Source organism: Streptomyces sp. NPDC006872 (genome assembly GCF_040635845.1).
Taxonomy (GTDB): domain Bacteria; phylum Actinomycetota; class Actinomycetes; order Streptomycetales; family Streptomycetaceae; genus Streptomyces.
In genome coordinates this window covers 231407-249296 of sequence record NZ_JBEYIL010000001.1, presented here as the reverse complement: position 1 = coordinate 249296, position 17890 = coordinate 231407, and the positions used below count along the sequence as shown (strand labels likewise).

The window sequence follows — 17890 nt, the reverse complement described above, 5'->3', positions numbered from 1 at the left end:
GAGTGAGGTGACGGCCGAGATGGCCGAGACCACGACAACCGCATACACCGACGATGTGGCCCCCGGCTCACTCATCACCCGCGACGGGCAGATGCAGTGGGCCGGACTGCTGATGGGCCCCGGCACCCTGTACGAGATCGACCGCGGGGGCCTCAGCGGCTGGGAGGACCTGCCGGAGTACGACTCCTCCGACGCCGACCACCCCACCGCGCACGGCGCCTGGCCCGGCGCCCGCTACGCCAAGCCGCGCCGGGTCGGCGGCACGGTGTGGACCGTCCCGGCGCAGGACGACTCCGCCGCCTCGCTCGGCGCGATCCGGATCCTGCGCCAGGCGCTGCTGCTCGGCGACACGGAGCGCTGGCTGGCGGTGCGGCTGCACGGCGAGACGCTGGCCGTGCGGGCCCGGGTCAGCCAGCGGCTGCTGGCCGCGGACCGGGCCTACACCACGCAGGGCGTGTCCCGGGCGTCCGTGCAGTGGTACGCCACCGACCCGCGCCGCTACTCGGTCACCGAGCAGACCGCGGTCACCGGCGCCCCGCAGCCGGAGAGCGGGCTGACCTGGCCGCTGACCTGGCCGCTGTACTGGGGACAGGCGGACTCCACCGGAGACGTCAACGCCGACAACAGCGGCTCGGCGCCCACCCACCCGGTGATCACCTTCACCGGCCCGTGCGCCAACCCGACGGTGACCGACCGGACCTCGGCGCAGCGGCTGCGCTACGAGATCACGCTGGCCGGCGGGGACGAACTCGTCGTCGACACCGCCGCCGGCACGGTCACCCTCAACAGCACCGCGTCGCGCCGGCACACCGCGGCCGCCGACAGCAGCCCCGAGGAGCTCTTCGCCTTCGCCCCCGGCCGCGCCCAACTGGCCTTCCGCCCCGACGCCCACGGCGCGGGCGCGCAGATGAGCGTGCGCTGGCGGGAGGCGGAGTGGTGACCGGCGTCTCCGACAGGCCCCTCACCTCACCCCTCTAGACCACGGGAGACCAGCAGATGAACCTGCGCAGCTCATGGGTGGCCGAGACCGGCCAGACCCGCGAGGACACCCGCCTGACCCAACTGGGCGCGACCACCCCGGCCAACCCGCTGGACGTCCGCTCCGGCATCCTCCCCGGCTCCTACGACGGGCTGTACCGGCTCGCCGGCTTCTGGATGGAGGGCGGCGCCGGCACCATGACCGCGACCGTCCACGAGGGCCGGGCCGTCGTCCAGGCCGACAGCAACCAGGGCGCCTACCCGGTCACGCTGGCCGAGCCGATGACCCTCACCTTCGCCGACGGCGACGCCCAGTACGCCCGGTTCGACATCGTCGTCCTGCGGATCTACGACAACCTCTACGACGACTCCGGCTTCACCAAGGCCGCCATCGAGATCGTCAAGGGCACCCCGGCCGTCCCCCCGGAGGCGCCCCCGCTCCCGGGCATCGTGCTGCCGATCTACCGGGTCCGGATCCGGGCCGGCAGCAGCGCCGGCACCGGGGGCGTCAACTGGAACGAAGACGTCGTCGACCTCCGCACGCCCACCGTCGCGATCGGCGGCATCCTGCCCGTGGTCGGCGAGACCGGAAACGGCGCCTACCCCGGCCAGTACCGCGACTCCGGCGGCGCCCTGCAGCGCTGGGACGGTTCCGCCTGGGTCGGCTACCCGAGCGCCCTGGGCGGCATCGCCCCCAACGGCGCGGCCACCACGGCCAGTTACACCGGCCAGTACCGGGACAGCTCCGACGGCACCCTGCAGCGCTGGAACGGCTCCACCTGGGTGTCGTACCAACGCGTCCCCACCTGGACCGACTACACGCCCGTCTGGTACTCGTCCACGGGCGCAGCGCCCGTGGTCGGCAACGGCAGCCTCAACGGCAGGTACGTCAAGCTCGGCACGCTCGTCCACGTCCGGATGCGGCTGGCCATCGGCACGACGACCAACCTCTCCGCACTGGACACCGCCGGCGCCTGGTCCGTCTCGATGCCGGTCCTCCCCGCGACGGGCTGGATGACCGACATCCTGCTGAACGTCGTCGGCTACAGCAGCAACGGCTTCCGGTTCTTCCAGGGCACCGCCCAACTGTCGGCGACCAACGGGGGCGTGGCCACCAGGTTCACCGTCGCCTCGGGCACGACCGCGGCCAGCACGGGCTGGACCAAGGCAGTGCCCTACACCTGGCAGGCCGGCGACGTCCTGTCGATCTGGGGCTCCTACGAATCGGCCTCCTGAGCCCGCCCGCTCCCCCCTCACCCGTCCGGCATTCGGAAGGAAGCGCCATGACCGTACGTTCCGCCTGGCTGTCGCCCAACAGCCAGACCCGGGAGGACACCCGGGTGACCCAGATCGGGGCGGTCACCCCGGTCACCGACATCAAGGGCCGCTCCGGTGTCCTGCCCGGCTCCGCGAACGGCCAGTACCGGGTCACCGGCCTCTGGCTGAACGGCACCACGGGCGGTATGACGGCCACCGTCGGCGTCGGCCGGGCCGTCGTCCAGACGTCCGTCGCCCGGGGCGCCTACCCGGTCGCCGTCACCGAGCCGGTCCCGCTCACCTTCGAGGCGGGCGACCCCCAGTTCGGCCGGATCGACCTCGTCGTCCTGCGGATCTACGACAACGACTACGACGGCTCGGGCCGCACCGAGGCCGTCGTCGAGATCGTCAAGGGCGCCCCGGCCGACGTCCCGGCCGCGCCCGCCACCCCGGACGCCTCCCTCGTCCTGTTCACCGTCGCCGTCGCCAAGAACGCGGCCGCCGGCACCGGCGGCATCGACTGGGACAGCGCCCGCGTCGACCTGCGTCCCACCACCGTCCCGGTGGGCGGCATCCTGCCGACCCGCTCCGACGACACCGCCCCCGGCGGCTACCCCGGGCACTACCGCGACGTCAACAACACGCTCCAGCGCTGGGACTCCACCGCCTGGGTGGCGTATCCGAAGGGCATCGGCGGGCTCGTCCCGGCCGGAGTGCTCACCACCGGCGGCTACACCGGCCAGTACCGGGACTCCGCCGCCGGACAGCTCCAGCGGTGGAGCGGCGCCGCCTGGCTGCCCGCCGTACCGGGGCCGGCCTTCGCGTCCTCGCTCGACGCCGGCTACACGGCCTCGACGACCTACACGGCCGCCCTGGTGGACACGAGCGTCGCGGCGCTCACGCTCACCTTCGTCGCCCCGCCGTCCGGCGCCGTGATCATCAGTCTGGGCGCCCGGATGGCCACCACGAGCAGCGAGTCCGTGTCCGCGCATATGTCCCCGCAGGTCACGCTCGGTACGACGGTGATCTGGGCGGCGGACGACGAGCGGGCCGCGTCGGGCTCGGGCGCGCTCTACAAGTCGGTCTCGACCCAACTGCGCCTGGGCTCCCTCACCGTCGGCTCGACCTACACGATCACCGCGATGCACCGGTCGTCCAGCGCCACCGTCAACGCCTGGTTCGACAACCTCTTCATTCGCGTCGACCCGATCGCCTGACCCCCTCTCCGCTTCCCGAAAAGGAGTCGATCATGCCCGTGCGCTCCGGATGGCTGTCCCCCGACGGTCAGTCGCGCGAGGACACCCGCCTCGTCTCGCTCGGCGCCCTGACGCCCACCTCGCCGGTCGCCACCCGCTCCGGTGTGCTGCCGGGCTCCTCCGAAGGCCTCTACCGCATCGCCGGCTTCACCCTCACCGGCACGTCGAACAGCATGTCCGCCACGGTCAGCCCCGGCCGTGCCGTGCTCCAGAGCACCGCCGCCCGGGGCGCCTACCCGGTCGCCCTCACCGAGTACCTGCCCCTGACGTTCGCGGACGGCGATCCCCTGTACAGCCGCATCGATCTCGTCGTCCTGCGGATCTACGACGACGTCTACGACGCCTCCGACACCGACGACCGCACCGAGGCCGTCGTCGAGATCGTCCCGGGCACCCCGGCCGCCGCCCCGGCCGTACCCGCCGCGCCCGGCCTGTCCCTGCCGCTGTACCAGGTCACCGTGGCGGCCAAGGCGAGCGCCGGCACCGGCGGCATCACCTGGAGCTCGGCGGTCGACCGCCGGACGGCCACGGTCGGTGTCGGCGGCATCCTCCCGGTGGTCTCCGACACCACGGGCGGCAGCTACCCCGGCCAGTACCGGGACCTGGGCGGCCAGCTCCAGCGCTGGAGCGGAACCGCCTGGACCGACTACCCGGTGCTGCCGACCTGGCAGAGCTGGACGCCGGCCTGGACGACCGGTTCCGGCCTGGCCACCCCGTCGTACGGCAACTCCGTCCTCAACTGCCGGTACGTCAAGTTCGGCACCACCGTGCACCTCAGCTTCTCGATCCAGTTCGGCACCACGACCAACTTCGGCACCAGCCCCCTCACCTCGGACAACTGGCGGTTCGCGCTGCCGGCGCCCGCGTCCGCCGTCCACCAGGTGCTCGGCTGGGCCGAGTTGGGCGCCTCCAACGGCGCGCGCGCCATGTGCCGGATCTACCTCGCCACGACCGACACCTTCGAGCTGGGGATCGCCTCGGGCCGGCCCGACGCCACCGCCATCGTCACGCCCACCTGGGGCACCGTCGACTCCCTGACGCCGTGGACCTGGGTCAGCGGCAACGCCGTCAGGGGCACCGCCACCTACGAGGCCGCGTCATGACGACCACCACCACGCCGTACCGGGCGATCTTCTGCGATCTGCGCACCGACGACACCATCGACATCCTGCCCCTGCGGGACGTCACCGTCGACGACTACATCGGCAAGCCGGGATCCCTCTCCGGCACCATCCCGGTCCCCAACGCGGAGGTGGCCGCCCGGGTCCGCCGCATCGAGGAGGGCCGCACCTCGGTCTACCTCCAGCGCGGCAACGACCTGTGGTGGGGCGGCATCATCTGGACGTCCACCCTGCAGAGCGACGACCGGGGCGTGCTCACCCTCGGCATCCAGGCGGCCACCTTCGAGTCCTACGCGGGCCGCCGCCGTATCCGCCAGGACCTCACGTTCACCGGGACCGACGACCAGCTGGAGGTGGCGCGACGGCTGTGGCGGCACCTCCAGACCGGCGAGCTCGTCGAGGTGGTCGACGACGACGACGGCGACGGTGTGCCCGAAGGCCGGGGCGAGGAGGGCGACGTCACCACCGTCGTCGGCGGCGACATCGGCGTCACCTTCGGCAACGAGTCCTCCCCGGCCAGGCGCGCGGTGTCGTACCGCGACGGCGACGAGACCGTCTACCTGGAGGCGATCGACGCGCTCGCCGCCCTGGAGAACGGCTTCGAGCACTACATCGCCGTCTACCGCGACCCGGTCACCGGCATCCGCGTCCGCCGGCTGCGGCTGGGCAGCCCGAAGATCACCACCGGCACCACCGACCTGGTGATGGACCGGCCCGGCACGATCCTGTCGTACACCTTCCCGCGCGACGCCACCCGCGGCGGCACCACCGCCCGGGCCCGCGGCGCCACCGACAACACCAACCAGGCCGTGGAGTCCCGCCCGCTGTTCGCCGACGCCGACATCGCCGTCGGCGAGAACCTGATCAAGGTCGGCTACCCGCGCATCGACCTCGCCTCGGACCACAACGACATCGCCAGCATCCCGGTCCTGCGCTCGCTGGCCAACGCCGAACTCGCCGAGGGCGTCGGCGCGGTGGTGATCCCAGAGATCAGCGTCCGCCTCGACGACCTGGTGCCGTCCGCGCTGCTGGGCCGCACCGTCCGGCTGCGGATCACCGACGAATGGTGGACCGAGGGCCTGGACGCCCGCTACCGGATCGTCGGCGTCAAGGTCAGCCCGGCCCAGCGCGGCCGCCCGGACACCGCCGAGCTCTACCTGGAGGAGGTCTGATGCCCCAGCTCCCCGAAGACATCATCGACCGGCTCACCCAGATGGAACGCCGCATCCAGCAGCTGTCCACCGCCGTGAACACCCGGCCCGCACTCAACACGATCACCGGCGGCGAGGTGGAGATCAAGGACGGCGCCCTGAAGGTGACCGACGGCGGCACCTTCGTGGTCCAGCGGCCCAACACCGAGGAGCCGATGTTCCGGGTCGGCTCCTGGAAGGGCGAGGAATACGGCCTGGAGATCCACCGCCAGACCGGCAGCCTCGCCATGACCCTGTTCAACGGCGACAGCAGCGCCGGCTCGCTCCAGCCGCTGCGGATCTACGACAACGGCAACCGGGAGATCATCTCCGACGACGTCAACACCGGCGGCCTGGCCCGGCCCTGGCTGACCATGCTGCCGCCGCAGGACACGACGCCGGCGCGCTGGCCGCAGTCCACGTCGACGGCCTGGACGACGATCGCGAGGTCGTACAACCCGGTCTGGCAGCCGAAGATGCGGCTCCGGGTGAGCACAAGCGTCAGTTCCGGCGGGGCCGGCCAGGTCCGGGTGCTCGTCAACAGCGTCCAGTGGGGTCCCACGGTCACCGCCGGCGTCGAGTTCGACTACACGGACGTGATCGCCACCACCTTCTCCACGGCGTTCACCGGCACGGTCACGGTCGAGATCCAGGCCATCGTCACCACGTCCGGCACCGTCTACGCGACCCCGACCCTCATGCACGGCCGCCAGAGCTGACCCACGGCGCAACCGAGGAAGGCAGCACCTCCATGGACATCGACCCCACCCAGCCCTGGGGCCTCGCGATCGACTACGCGGGCCGGGCCACCCTCACCGAGGACGGCCACACGATCCACGTCAACGTCTCCGACACCAGCCTCAGCTCGATCATCGGGCCCGACTCGATCACCGGCACCTACTCGGCCGTCAACATCACCGCCCAGTTCACCCGGAGCGGCGCGGGCGGCGCCGTCCTGCGCGGCTACGGCCGGATCACCGTGATGCCCGTCGGCACGGCCCCGGTCGTCCCCGACCAGACGGCGATCCAGCGCGCGGTCGCCGCGGCCCTGGCCGACTTCGGCGCCAACACGGCCGCGTACGCCGCCCTGTGCGCCCAGTGGCAACCGGGCGACGGGGACGACACCGCCACGGACCCCGAGACCGACCCCGAGACCGACACGGACACGGATACAGACACGGACATCGTCGTCTGAGGTCCTGCCCGCCGACCACCACCCGACCCCGCCCCGAGCCGCTCCCCCGCCGGCCGGGGTTTTCTCATGCCCAGAACCACCCAGGGAGGCACCACCATGGCCAACCCCCTCTCCGCCGACGCCCTCGTGTCCGCACTGCGGGCCGAGGGCGTCACCGTCGTCGAGCACTCCGACTGGCGCACCCACAACCGCAACCACAAGGGAAGTTGGGGCCCGGTCAACGGCGTGATCATCCACCACACCGTCACCTCCGGCACCAGCAACAGCGTGAGCCTCTGCTACAACGGCCACTCCGCCCTGCCCGGCCCCCTCTGCCACGGCGTGATCGCCAAGGACGGCACGGTCCACCTCGTCGGCAACGGCCGCGCCAACCACGCGGGCAGCGGCGACGGCGACGTCCTCAAGGCCGTCGTCGACGAGAAGGCGCTGCCCGCACCGAACGAGAACGACACGGACGGCAACGTCCACTTCTACGGCTTCGAGTGCGTCAACCTCGGCGACGGCAAGGACCCCTGGCCCGCCGTCCAGCTGGAGGCCATGGTCCGGGCCTCCGCCGCGCTGTGCCGGGCGCACGGCTGGTCGGCCGGCTCGGTGATCGGCCACAAGGAGTGGACCGACAAGAAGATCGATCCGCGCGGCTTCTCGATGTCGGACTTCCGCATCAGGGTCGCGAGCCGCCTCGGCACCAAGCCCAGCGGCTCCACCGGCTCCACCGGCTCCGGCAACTCCGGTACGGCCAAGCCGACTTACCAGCCCTTCCCCGGCGACGCCTGGTTCAGGAAGAGCCCGAAGTCGGCGATCGTCACCGCGATGGGCAAGCGCCTGGTCGCCGTCGGCTGCTCCGCGTACGCCTCCGGCCCCGGCCCGCAGTGGACCGACGCCGACCGCCGCTCCTACGCCGGCTGGCAGCGCAAGCTCGGCTACACCGGCACCGCCGCCGACGGCTGGCCGGGCGCCACGTCCTGGGCGGCCCTCAAGGTCCCGTACAGCTCCTGAGAATCGAGGAACCCGATGTCAGAGGCCGCCAAGCGCACCCTCCGCACTGTTGTCCAGACCGCTGTCGGCCTGTGCGTCCTGCTGCCGACGGTCGTCGACGCCGCCGGCATCCCCGAGACCCTGCCCTGGGTCGCCGGCGCGCTCACCGCCGCCGCGGGCATGACCAGGATCATGGCCCTGCCCGCCGTCCAGGCCCTGCTGCCCTCGTGGCTGCGCACGGACGCCCGGCCGAACGAGGACACCGAACTGCTGTCACTGGCCCGGACGACCGACGAACGGGGCGACGCATGAACGAACCCCTCTCCGACCCGGCCGCCGTCGCCCTGGAACTGGAACGGTTGCGCGGCACCGTCGAGGCCGGGTTCGCCCGGGTCGACGGCTCGCTCGCCCTGCTGGTCCAGCGCAGCGACCAGACCGACAAGCAGCTCGCCGACCACGAACACCGCCTCGACGCCCTGGAACGCTCCCGCTGGCCGCTCGCCAGCATCGGCGCCCTGGCCGCCCTGGCGACGGTGGCCGTCGCCGCCTGGGAAATGACGGCACGCTGAAACGCCGAAGGGCGGTCACCCCGTACGAACCGGGGTGACCGCCCTTCAGAACCAACTACCAGAACCAACTACTACTGGTTGTACGGACCGTAGTCGTAGTCCTCCAGCGGAACGGCCTGGCCGGAGCCCGTGCCGAACGGCGAGTAGTCGATGTCGTCGTAGCCGACGGCCGAGTACATCGCGGCCTTGGCCTCTTCGGTCGGCTCGACCCGGATGTTGCGGTAGCGGGCGAGACCCGTACCGGCCGGGATGAGCTTACCGATGATGACGTTCTCCTTGAGGCCGATCAGGGAGTCGGACTTGGCGTTGATCGCCGCGTCCGTCAGCACCCTGGTCGTCTCCTGGAAGGACGCCGCCGACAGCCAGGACTCCGTGGCCAGCGAGGCCTTGGTGATACCCATGAGCTGCGGACGACCGGAGGCCGGGTGACCGCCCTCCTGCACCACACGACGGTTCTCGACCTCGAACTTCGAGCGCTCGACGAGCTCGCCGGGCAGCAGCTCGGCATCGCCGGACTCGATGATCGTCACCCGGCGCAGCATCTGCCGGATGATGATCTCGATGTGCTTGTCGTGGATCGACACACCCTGCGAGTTGTACACCTTCTGGACCTCGCCGACCAGGTGGACCTGGACGGCACGCTGACCCAGGATGCGCAGCACGTCGTGCGGGTTGGTGGCACCCACGGTGAGCTTCTGGCCCACCTCGACGTGCTCGCCCTCGCTGACCAGGAGACGGGCGCGCTTCGAGATCGGGAACGCCGTCTCGTCGCTGCCGTCGTCCGGCGTGATGACGATCTTCTTGGTCTTCTCGGTCTCCTCGATCCGCACGCGGCCCTGGGCCTCGGAGATCGGGGCGACACCCTTCGGGGTACGGGCCTCGAAGAGCTCGACGACACGCGGCAGACCCTGGGTGATGTCGTCACCGGCCACACCACCGGTGTGGAAGGTACGCATCGTCAGCTGGGTGCCGGGCTCACCGATGGACTGGGCGGCGATGATGCCGACCGCCTCACCGATGTCGACCAGCTTGCCGGTGGCCAGCGAACGGCCGTAGCACATGGCGCAGGTGCCGACCTGGGACTCACAGGTCAGGATCGAGCGGGTCTTGACCTCCTCGACACCGTGTCGGACCAGCTGGTCGATGAGCACATCGCCCAGGTCCACGTTGGCCGGCGCGATCACCTTGCCGTCGATGACGACGTCCTCGGCGAGCATGCGGGCGTAGACGCTGGTCTCGACGTCCCCGGCCTTGCGCAGAACGCCGGTCTCGTCCTTCGAGGCGATCCGCAGCTTCAGACCGCGCTCGGTGCCGCAGTCCTCCTCGCGGATGATGACGTCCTGCGAGACGTCCACCAGACGACGGGTCAGGTAACCCGAGTCGGCGGTACGCAGGGCGGTGTCCGCCAGACCCTTACGGGCACCGTGCGTGGAGATGAAGTACTCCAGCACGGACAGGCCCTCACGGAAGGACGCCTTGATCGGACGCGGGATGGTCTCGTTCTTCGCGTTCGACACCAGACCACGCATACCGGCGATCTGCCGCATCTGCATCATGTTTCCTCGGGCACCCGAGTCAACCATCATGAAGATGGGGTTCGTCTTGGGGAAGTTCGCGTTCATCGCCTCGGCGACCTCGTTGGTCGCCTTGGTCCAGATCGCGATGAGCTCCTGCGTGCGCTCTTCCTTGGTGATCAGACCGCGCTCGTACTGCTTCTGGACCTTCTCGTCCTGCGCCTCGTAGCCCTTGACGATCTCCTTCTTCGCCTCGGGAACGACGACGTCGGAGATGGCCACGGTGACGCCGGAACGGGTCGCCCAGTAGAAGCCGGACGCCTTCAGGTTGTCGAGCGTCGCCGCCACGATGACCTTGGGGTAGCGCTCCGCCAGGTCGTTGACGATCTCGGAGAGCTGCTTCTTGCCCACCGAGTAGTCGACGAACGGATAGTCCTCGGGCAGCAGCTCGTTGAAGAGCGCACGGCCCAGGGTCGTCCGCAGGCGGAAGGTGTCACCCTGCTGCCACTCCGGCTCGCCCTCCTCGCGCGCCGGCGGCGTCCAGCCACGCGGCGGGATGGTGCCCACCGGGAAGCGGATGTCGATCGCCGACTGCAGCGCGAGCTCACCTGCGTCGAACGCCATGATCGCCTCGGCCGTGGAGCCGAAGGACCGGCCCTCGCCCTTGGTGTCACGCAGCTCGCCGTCGGTGGTGAGGAAGAACAGACCGAGGACCATGTCCTGGGTCGGCATCGTCACCGGACGGCCGTCGGCGGGCTTGAGGATGTTGTTCGAGGACAGCATCAGGATGCGGGCCTCGGCCTGCGCCTCCGCGGAGAGCGGCAGGTGGACGGCCATCTGGTCACCGTCGAAGTCCGCGTTGAACGCGGTGCAGACGAGCGGGTGGATCTGGATGGCCTTGCCCTCGACCAGCTGCGGCTCGAAGGCCTGGATGCCGAGGCGGTGCAGCGTGGGCGCACGGTTCAGCAGAACCGGGTGCTCCGCGATGACCTCTTCCAGGACGTCGTACACGACCGTGCGGCCGCGCTCGACCATCCGCTTGGCGCTCTTGATGTTCTGCGCGTGGTTCAGGTCGACCAGGCGCTTCATCACGAACGGCTTGAAGAGCTCCAGCGCCATCGCCTTCGGCAGACCGCACTGGTGCAGCTTCAGCTGCGGACCGACGACGATCACGGAACGCGCGGAGTAGTCCACACGCTTGCCGAGCAGGTTCTGACGGAATCGACCCTGCTTGCCCTTCAGCATGTCGCTGAGGGACTTCAGCGGGCGGTTACCGGGACCGGTGACCGGACGACCACGACGGCCGTTGTCGAACAGCGCGTCCACGGCCTCCTGGAGCATGCGCTTCTCGTTGTTCACGATGATCTCGGGCGCACCGAGGTCAAGAAGGCGCTTCAGACGGTTGTTGCGGTTGATCACACGGCGGTACAGGTCGTTCAGGTCGGAGGTCGCGAAGCGGCCACCGTCCAGCTGCACCATCGGGCGAAGGTCCGGCGGGATGACCGGCACGCAGTCCAGCACCATGCCCTTGGGGCTGTTGCTGGTCTGCAGGAACGCGGAGACGACCTTGAGGCGCTTGAGCGCACGGGTCTTCTTCTGGCCCTTGCCGGTCCGGATGATCTCGCGGAGCTTCTCGGCCTCCTCGTCGAGGTCGAAGGACTCCAGGCGCTTCTGCAGCGCCGCGGCACCCATCGAGCCGTCGAAGTACGTGCCGAAGCGGTCACGCAGCTCGCGGTAGAGCAGCTCGTCGCCCTCGAGGTCCTGGACCTTGAGGTTCTTGAAGCGCGTCCACACCTCGTCGAGACGGTCGATCTCGCGCTGCGCACGGTCGCGCAGCTGCTTCATCTCACGCTCGGCGCCTTCGCGCACCTTGCGGCGCACATCGGCCTTGGCGCCCTCGGCCTCGAGCTCGGCCAGGTCGGTCTCGAGCTTCTTGGCGCGGGCCTCGAGGTCGGCGTCGCGCCGGTTCTCGATCTGCTGACGCTCGACGGAGACGTGCGCCTCCAGCGAGGGCAGGTCACGCGTACGACGCTCGTCGTCGACGAACGTGATCATGTACGCCGCGAAGTAGATGACCTTCTCGAGGTCCTTCGGGGCGAGGTCGAGCAGGTATCCGAGGCGCGACGGAACGCCCTTGAAGTACCAGATGTGCGTGACGGGGGCGGCCAGCTCGATGTGGCCCATCCGCTCACGACGCACCTTGGCGCGAGTGACCTCGACGCCGCAGCGCTCGCAGATGATGCCCTTGAACCGGACACGCTTGTACTTGCCGCAGTAGCACTCCCAGTCCCGGGTCGGACCGAAGATCTTCTCGCAGAAGAGTCCGTCCTTTTCCGGCTTGAGCGTGCGGTAGTTGATCGTCTCGGGCTTCTTGACCTCGCCGTGGCTCCACTGACGGATGTCGTCCGCCGTAGCCAGGCCGATCCGGAGCTCGTCGAAGAAGTTGACGTCGAGCACTATGCGTCAATCCCTCTCAGGGTTGTAAGTCTTGGGGTCTGATACGGGGGTCCCGGGGCCGGCCGGAGGTTCAGGGATCTTCATCGCTGAACCTCCGGACCGAACTCCCGTCAGACCTCTTCGACGCTGCTCGGCTCGCGCCGGGACAGGTCGATGCCGAGCTCCTCCGCCGCGCGGAAGACGTCCTCGTCGGTGTCACGCATCTCGATGGACATACCGTCGCTGGACAGCACCTCCACGTTCAGGCAGAGAGACTGCATCTCCTTGATGAGCACCTTGAAGGACTCGGGGATGCCGGGCTCGGGGATGTTCTCGCCCTTGACGATGGCCTCGTAGACCTTCACGCGGCCGGTCACGTCGTCGGACTTGATGGTCAGGAGCTCCTGGAGGGCGTACGCGGCGCCATAAGCCTCCAGCGCCCACACCTCCATCTCACCGAAGCGCTGACCACCGAACTGCGCCTTACCACCCAGCGGCTGCTGGGTGATCATCGAGTACGGACCGGTCGAACGGGCGTGCAGCTTGTCGTCGACCAGGTGGTGCAGCTTGAGGATGTACATGTACCCGATGGAGATCGGGTCCGGGAACGGCTCACCGGAGCGGCCGTCGAACATCCTCGCCTTGCCGGTCGGCTGCACCATGCGCTCGCCGTCGCGGTTCGGGATGGTGTGCTGGAGCAGACCCGCCAGCTCGTCCTCACGCGCACCGTCGAACACCGGGGTGGCGACGTTGGTGCCCGGGGCGACCTGGTCGGCGCCGATGACCTGGAGCCGCTGCGCCCAGTCCTCGCCGAGCCCGGAGACGTCCCAACCGCGGCTGGCGAGCCAGCCGAGGTGGATCTCCAGGACCTGTCCCGGGTTCATTCGGGACGGCACACCCAGCGGGTTGAGGATGATGTCGACCGGGGTCCCGTCCTCGAGGAACGGCATGTCCTCGATGGGCAGGATCTTGGAGATGACACCCTTGTTGCCGTGTCGGCCGGCGAGCTTGTCACCGTCCGTGATCTTGCGCTTCTGCGCCACGTAGACGCGAACCAGCTGGTTCACGCCCGGCGGCAGCTCGTCGCCCTCTTCACGGTCGAAGACGCGGACGCCGATGACCTTGCCGATCTCGCCGTGCGGGACCTTCAGCGAGGTGTCACGCACCTCACGGGCCTTCTCACCGAAGATCGCGCGCAGCAGGCGCTCCTCCGGCGTCAGCTCGGTCTCGCCCTTGGGCGTGACCTTGCCGACGAGGATGTCACCGGCGACGACCTCGGCGCCGATGCGGATGATGCCGCGCTCGTCGAGGTCGGCGAGGACCTCCTCGGAGACGTTCGGGATGTCCCGGGTGATCTCCTCGGGGCCGAGCTTGGTGTCACGGGCGTCGACCTCGTGCTCCTCGATGTGGATCGAGGAGAGGACGTCGTCCTGCACGAGGCGCTGCGACAGGATGATCGCGTCCTCGTAGTTGTGACCCTCCCACGGCATGAACGCCACGAGCAGGTTCTTGCCCAGCGCCATCTCGCCGTTCTCGGTGGCCGGACCGTCGGCCAGGACCTGGCCCTCGATGATCCGGTCGCCCTCGTTGACGATGACCTTCTGGTTGACCGAGGTGCCCTGGTTGGACCGGGCGAACTTGGCCAGGCGGTACGTGATGTACGTGCCGTCGTCGTTCGTCGTGGTGATGTAGTCCGCGGAGACCTCCTGGACCACACCCGCCTTCTCGGCCTTGACCACGTCACCGGCGTCGGCTGCGGAGCGGTACTCCATGCCGGTGCCGACGAGCGGGGCCTCGGACTTGATGAGGGGCACGGCCTGACGCATCATGTTCGCGCCCATGAGGGCACGGTTGGCGTCGTCGTGCTCCAGGAACGGGATCATGGCGGTCGCGACCGACACCATCTGGCGCGGCGAGACGTCCATGTAGTCGACGTCGTCACCGGGGACGTAGTCGATCTCTCCGCCACGACGGCGGACCAGGACGCGGGACTCCTCGAAGCGGAACTCGTCGGAGAGCGGCGCGTTGGCCTGCGCGATGACGAAGCGGTCCTCCTCGTCGGCGGTCAGGTAGTCGACCTCGTCGGTGACCGTGCCCTCGACGACCTTGCGGTACGGCGTCTCGATGAAACCGAACGGGTTGATCCGGCCGTAGGAGGCCAGCGAGCCGATCAGACCGATGTTCGGGCCTTCCGGCGTCTCGATCGGGCACATGCGGCCGTAGTGCGACGGGTGAACGTCACGGACCTCGAAGCCGGCCCGCTCACGGGAGAGACCACCCGGGCCGAGCGCGTTGAGACGACGCTTGTGCGTCAGACCCGACAGCGGGTTGTTCTGGTCCATGAACTGGGACAGCTGGCTGGTGCCGAAGAACTCCTTGATGGAGGCGACGACCGGCCGGATGTTGATCAGGGTCTGCGGCGTGATCGCCTCGACGTCCTGGGTGGTCATGCGCTCACGCACGACGCGCTCCATACGGGCGAGACCCGTACGGACCTGGTTCTGGATCAGCTCGCCGACGCTGCGGATACGACGGTTGCCGAAGTGGTCGATGTCGTCGGTCTCGACCATGATCGAGCGACCGGACTCGGCCACCGTCTCGGTCTCGCCGGCGTGCAGCTTCACCAGGTACTTGATGGTGGCGATGATGTCGTCGGTGGTGAGCACACCGGCGTCCAGCGGCTCGTCCGCGCCGAGCTTCTTGTTCACCTTGTAGCGGCCGACCTTCGCGAGGTCGTAGCGCTTGGGGTTGAAGTAGAGGTTCTCGAGCAGCGTCTGCGCGGCCTCACGCGTCGGCGGCTCGCCCGGACGCAGCTTGCGGTAGATGTCGAGCAGCGCGTCGTCCTGGCCCTGGGTGTGGTCCTTCTCCAGGGTGGCGCGCATGGACTCGTACTCGCCGAACTCCTCCAGGATCTGCTCGGTCGTCCAACCGAGAGCCTTCAGGAGAACGGTGACGGACTGCTTGCGCTTGCGGTCGATGCGCACACCGACCATGTCGCGCTTGTCGATCTCCATCTCGAGCCAGGCACCCCGGGACGGGATGATCTTGGCGGAGAAGATGTCCTTGTCGGACGTCTTGTCGATGGAGGAGTCGAAGTAGACACCCGGCGAACGGACCAGCTGCGACACCACGACACGCTCGGTGCCGTTGATGACGAAGGTGCCCTTGTTGGTCATGAGCGGGAAGTCGCCCATGAAGACCGTCTGGGACTTGATCTCGCCGGTCTCGTTGTTGGTGAACTCGGCCGTCACGAAGAGCGGGGCCGCGTACGTGAAGTCGCGGTCCTTGCACTCGTCGATGCTGTTCTTCGGCGGCTCGAAACGGTGGTCGCGGAAGGTCAGCGACATCGACCCGGAGAAGTCCTCGATCGGGGAGATCTCCTCGAAGATCTCCTCCAGACCGGACTTCGTGGGGACGTCCTGACCGGACTCCAGAGCCGCCTCGACCCGACTCTGCCAGGCGGTGTTCCCGAGCAGCCAGTCAAAGCTCTCGGTCTGCAACGCGAGCAGGTTGGGAACCTCGAGGGGCTCCTTGATCTTTGCAAAGGAGATGCGCAGCGGGGCGGTGCTGGCGCCGTTGTTCGTATTCGCGGTCGAGGCGTTGCGCGAGGCGGCCAAGAGGGGGTCCTTCCGAGGGCTCGGACTCACTACGCGCGTACCGGCCCCTCTCTCGCGCACAGAGACAGACATTCCCAATCTGGCAAAAGGCCAGGTGAGACATGGTCTGATCGTCCGGGCTAAAGGGAGGGCATGCCCCTGGTGACGGGCAGGGGACAGCTAACAGGCAGCGCAAAGGGTCAGTGTAGCCACTTGGCACACTGATGTCCAGTGCGGGTTCTTCGAGACCCTCGTGGTTCTCAACGCCCTCGGTCCGGTAAGCCCTCAACGCACGGTCATACTGCCCACTTCGCCGTCGATCCATGCCTCGGATTCGGATCCTTGTGACGACGCGTCCTGAGAATTGCGCGCTGCGTGCGGTTCGTCAAGGCCCCCCTGCGCTTACCAGGGCGCTCGGAGACACGACGAAGATCACCATACCCCCCGGTCAGGGGGGTGCAAGGCAACCGCGGCCGCGCTCCCAGGAACGACGAAGAGCGACCACCCAGATGGATGATCGCTCTTCGGTGCGTGGGCGTTACAGCCCCGGAGGGACTCTTTCAGCCAACGCGTGCGGTCGTCGCCGACCGCGCAGTGTTACTTGACCTCGACGGAGGCGCCGGCGGCCTTGAGGGACTCGGCAGCCTTCTCCGCGGCCTCCTTGGCGACCTTCTCGAGAACGGGCTTCGGGGCGCCGTCCACGAGGTCCTTGGCCTCCTTGAGGCCCAGGGAGGTCAGCTCACGCACGACCTTGATGACCTGGATCTTCTTCTCGCCGGCACCGGTGAGGACGACGTCGAACTCGTCCTGCTCCTCGACGGCGTCGACGACAGCGGCCGGGCCGGCGGGGGCGGCGGCAACCGCAGCGGCGGCGGTGACGTCGAACTTCTCCTCGAACGCCTTCACGAACTCGGAGAGCTCGATGAGGGTGAGGGACTCGAACTGCTCGAGCAGCTCTTCCTGGGACAGCTTCGTCGCCATGTGGGCGATCCTTCCACTAATTCGGCTGGTGCCGGTATGTACTGGTGAGGCGGGCGTACGTTCGGCCCGCTACGACCGTTGCCTCAGGCGCGGAGCCTCAGGCGGCGGTCATTTCGCGAGCCGAGTTACTCGGCACCGCCCTGCTCGGCGAGCTTGACCCGAAGCGCCTCCGCGGTGCGGACGAACTTCGAGGGGAGCGCCTGGAAGAGCGAGGCAGCCTGGGACTGCTTGCCCTTGAACGCACCGGCCAGCTTGCTGAGCAGAACCTCGCGGGACTCGAGGTCCGCGAGCTTCTTGATCTCGTCGGCGGACAGCGCCTTGCCGTCAAGGACACCGCCCTTGATGACGAGGTTCGGGTTGTCCTTGGCGAAGTCACGAAGACCCTTCGCCGACTCCACCGGGTCACCGGTGATGAAGGCGACCGCCGTCGGACCGTTGAACAGGTCGTCGAGCGTAGAGATCCCGGCCTCGTTGGCCGCAATCTTGGTCAGCGTGTTCTTCACCACGGCGTACTGGGCGTTCTCACCGAGCGAACGACGCAGCGTCTTGAGCTGCGCCACGGTGAGACCCCGGTACTCGGTCAGCACAGCGGCGTTCGAGCTGCGGAACGCGTCCGTGAGCTCGGCTACCGCGGCAGCCTTGTCGGGCCTTGCCATAGAGCGTCGGCCTCCTTCCGGGTGATGAGGACCGCTCAGAAGGGGCTGGGACAAACGAAACGCCCCGGCACAGGTGCACGGGGCGTAGCTCGACCGAACGAATTCCGTGAGCGGATTCCATCCGGGAGCAATTCCACGATCACCTGCGCGGGTCGTCCGCATTGCA

General features: G+C 68.8%; 14 protein-coding genes. 10 read left to right on the top strand and 4 right to left on the bottom strand.

Going from position 1 to position 17890, the window contains the following annotated elements; genetic code table 11:
• Positions 1 to 19: 19 nt before the first annotated feature.
• The 10 genes from ABZ725_RS01145 to ABZ725_RS01100 all read left to right on the top strand — a co-directional run bounded on the left by ABZ725_RS01145 (position 20) and on the right by ABZ725_RS01100 (position 8541).
• Entirely contained in the window at positions 20 to 940 is a 921-nt protein-coding gene (locus ABZ725_RS01145) for a phage tail protein (protein ID WP_358800770.1), read from the top strand.
• A gap of 56 nt (positions 941 to 996) precedes the next feature.
• Positions 997 to 2214, top strand: coding sequence for a hypothetical protein (locus ABZ725_RS01140; protein ID WP_358800769.1), 1218 nt, complete (start codon positions 997 to 999; stop codon positions 2212 to 2214).
• A 47-nt stretch (positions 2215 to 2261) separates the two neighbouring features.
• The gene (locus ABZ725_RS01135; RefSeq protein WP_358800768.1) at positions 2262 to 3452 is read left to right on the top strand and encodes a hypothetical protein; all 1191 of its coding nucleotides are present in this window, start codon (positions 2262 to 2264) and stop codon (positions 3450 to 3452) included.
• A 32-nt stretch (positions 3453 to 3484) separates the two neighbouring features.
• Positions 3485 to 4594: a hypothetical protein gene (locus ABZ725_RS01130; RefSeq protein WP_358800767.1), complete on the top strand. Its 1110-nt coding sequence runs from the start codon at positions 3485 to 3487 to the stop codon at positions 4592 to 4594.
• Complete coding sequence (locus tag ABZ725_RS01125; protein ID WP_358800766.1) at positions 4591 to 5784, top strand: hypothetical protein; 1194 nt, start codon at positions 4591 to 4593, stop codon at positions 5782 to 5784. The genes ABZ725_RS01130 and ABZ725_RS01125 overlap by 4 nt, the downstream gene beginning before the upstream one ends.
• On the top strand, positions 5784 to 6521 hold the full coding sequence (locus ABZ725_RS01120; protein WP_351903871.1) for a hypothetical protein: 738 nt from the start codon (positions 5784 to 5786) through the stop codon (positions 6519 to 6521). Before ABZ725_RS01125 ends, ABZ725_RS01120 begins: the two co-directional genes overlap by 1 nt.
• A 32-nt stretch (positions 6522 to 6553) precedes the next feature.
• A complete protein-coding gene (locus tag ABZ725_RS01115) occupies positions 6554 to 6997 on the top strand; it encodes an ATP-binding protein (protein ID WP_358800765.1) in 444 nt (147 codons plus the stop codon).
• A 96-nt stretch (positions 6998 to 7093) separates the two neighbouring features.
• The gene (locus ABZ725_RS01110; protein WP_358800764.1) at positions 7094 to 7993 is read left to right on the top strand and encodes a peptidoglycan-binding protein; all 900 of its coding nucleotides are present in this window, start codon (positions 7094 to 7096) and stop codon (positions 7991 to 7993) included.
• Positions 7994 to 8008: 15 nt separating this feature from the next.
• Positions 8009 to 8284, top strand: a complete 276-nt coding sequence (locus ABZ725_RS01105) for a hypothetical protein (RefSeq protein WP_358800763.1) — start codon at positions 8009 to 8011, stop codon at positions 8282 to 8284.
• A complete protein-coding gene (locus ABZ725_RS01100; RefSeq protein ID WP_358800762.1) occupies positions 8281 to 8541 on the top strand; it encodes a hypothetical protein in 261 nt (86 codons plus the stop codon). Before ABZ725_RS01105 ends, ABZ725_RS01100 begins: the two co-directional genes overlap by 4 nt.
• A gap of 71 nt (positions 8542 to 8612) precedes the next feature.
• On the opposite strand, the gene ABZ725_RS01095 is transcribed toward ABZ725_RS01100, so the two are convergent.
• The 4 genes from ABZ725_RS01095 to rplJ all read right to left on the bottom strand — a co-directional run bounded on the left by ABZ725_RS01095 (position 8613) and on the right by rplJ (position 17724).
• Positions 8613 to 12512, bottom strand: coding sequence for a DNA-directed RNA polymerase subunit beta' (locus ABZ725_RS01095; RefSeq protein WP_351903885.1), 3900 nt, complete (start codon positions 12510 to 12512; stop codon positions 8613 to 8615).
• 110 nt (positions 12513 to 12622) lie between these two features.
• Positions 12623 to 16108, bottom strand: coding sequence for a DNA-directed RNA polymerase subunit beta (gene rpoB / locus ABZ725_RS01090; protein WP_358800761.1), 3486 nt, complete (start codon positions 16106 to 16108; stop codon positions 12623 to 12625).
• Between the two features lie 576 nt (positions 16109 to 16684).
• Complete coding sequence (gene rplL, locus ABZ725_RS01085) at positions 16685 to 17068, bottom strand: 50S ribosomal protein L7/L12 (protein WP_351903891.1); 384 nt, start codon at positions 17066 to 17068, stop codon at positions 16685 to 16687.
• A gap of 125 nt (positions 17069 to 17193) precedes the next feature.
• Positions 17194 to 17724, bottom strand: a complete 531-nt coding sequence (rplJ, locus tag ABZ725_RS01080) for a 50S ribosomal protein L10 (RefSeq protein ID WP_351903894.1) — start codon at positions 17722 to 17724, stop codon at positions 17194 to 17196.
• Positions 17725 to 17890: the final 166 nt, after the last annotated feature.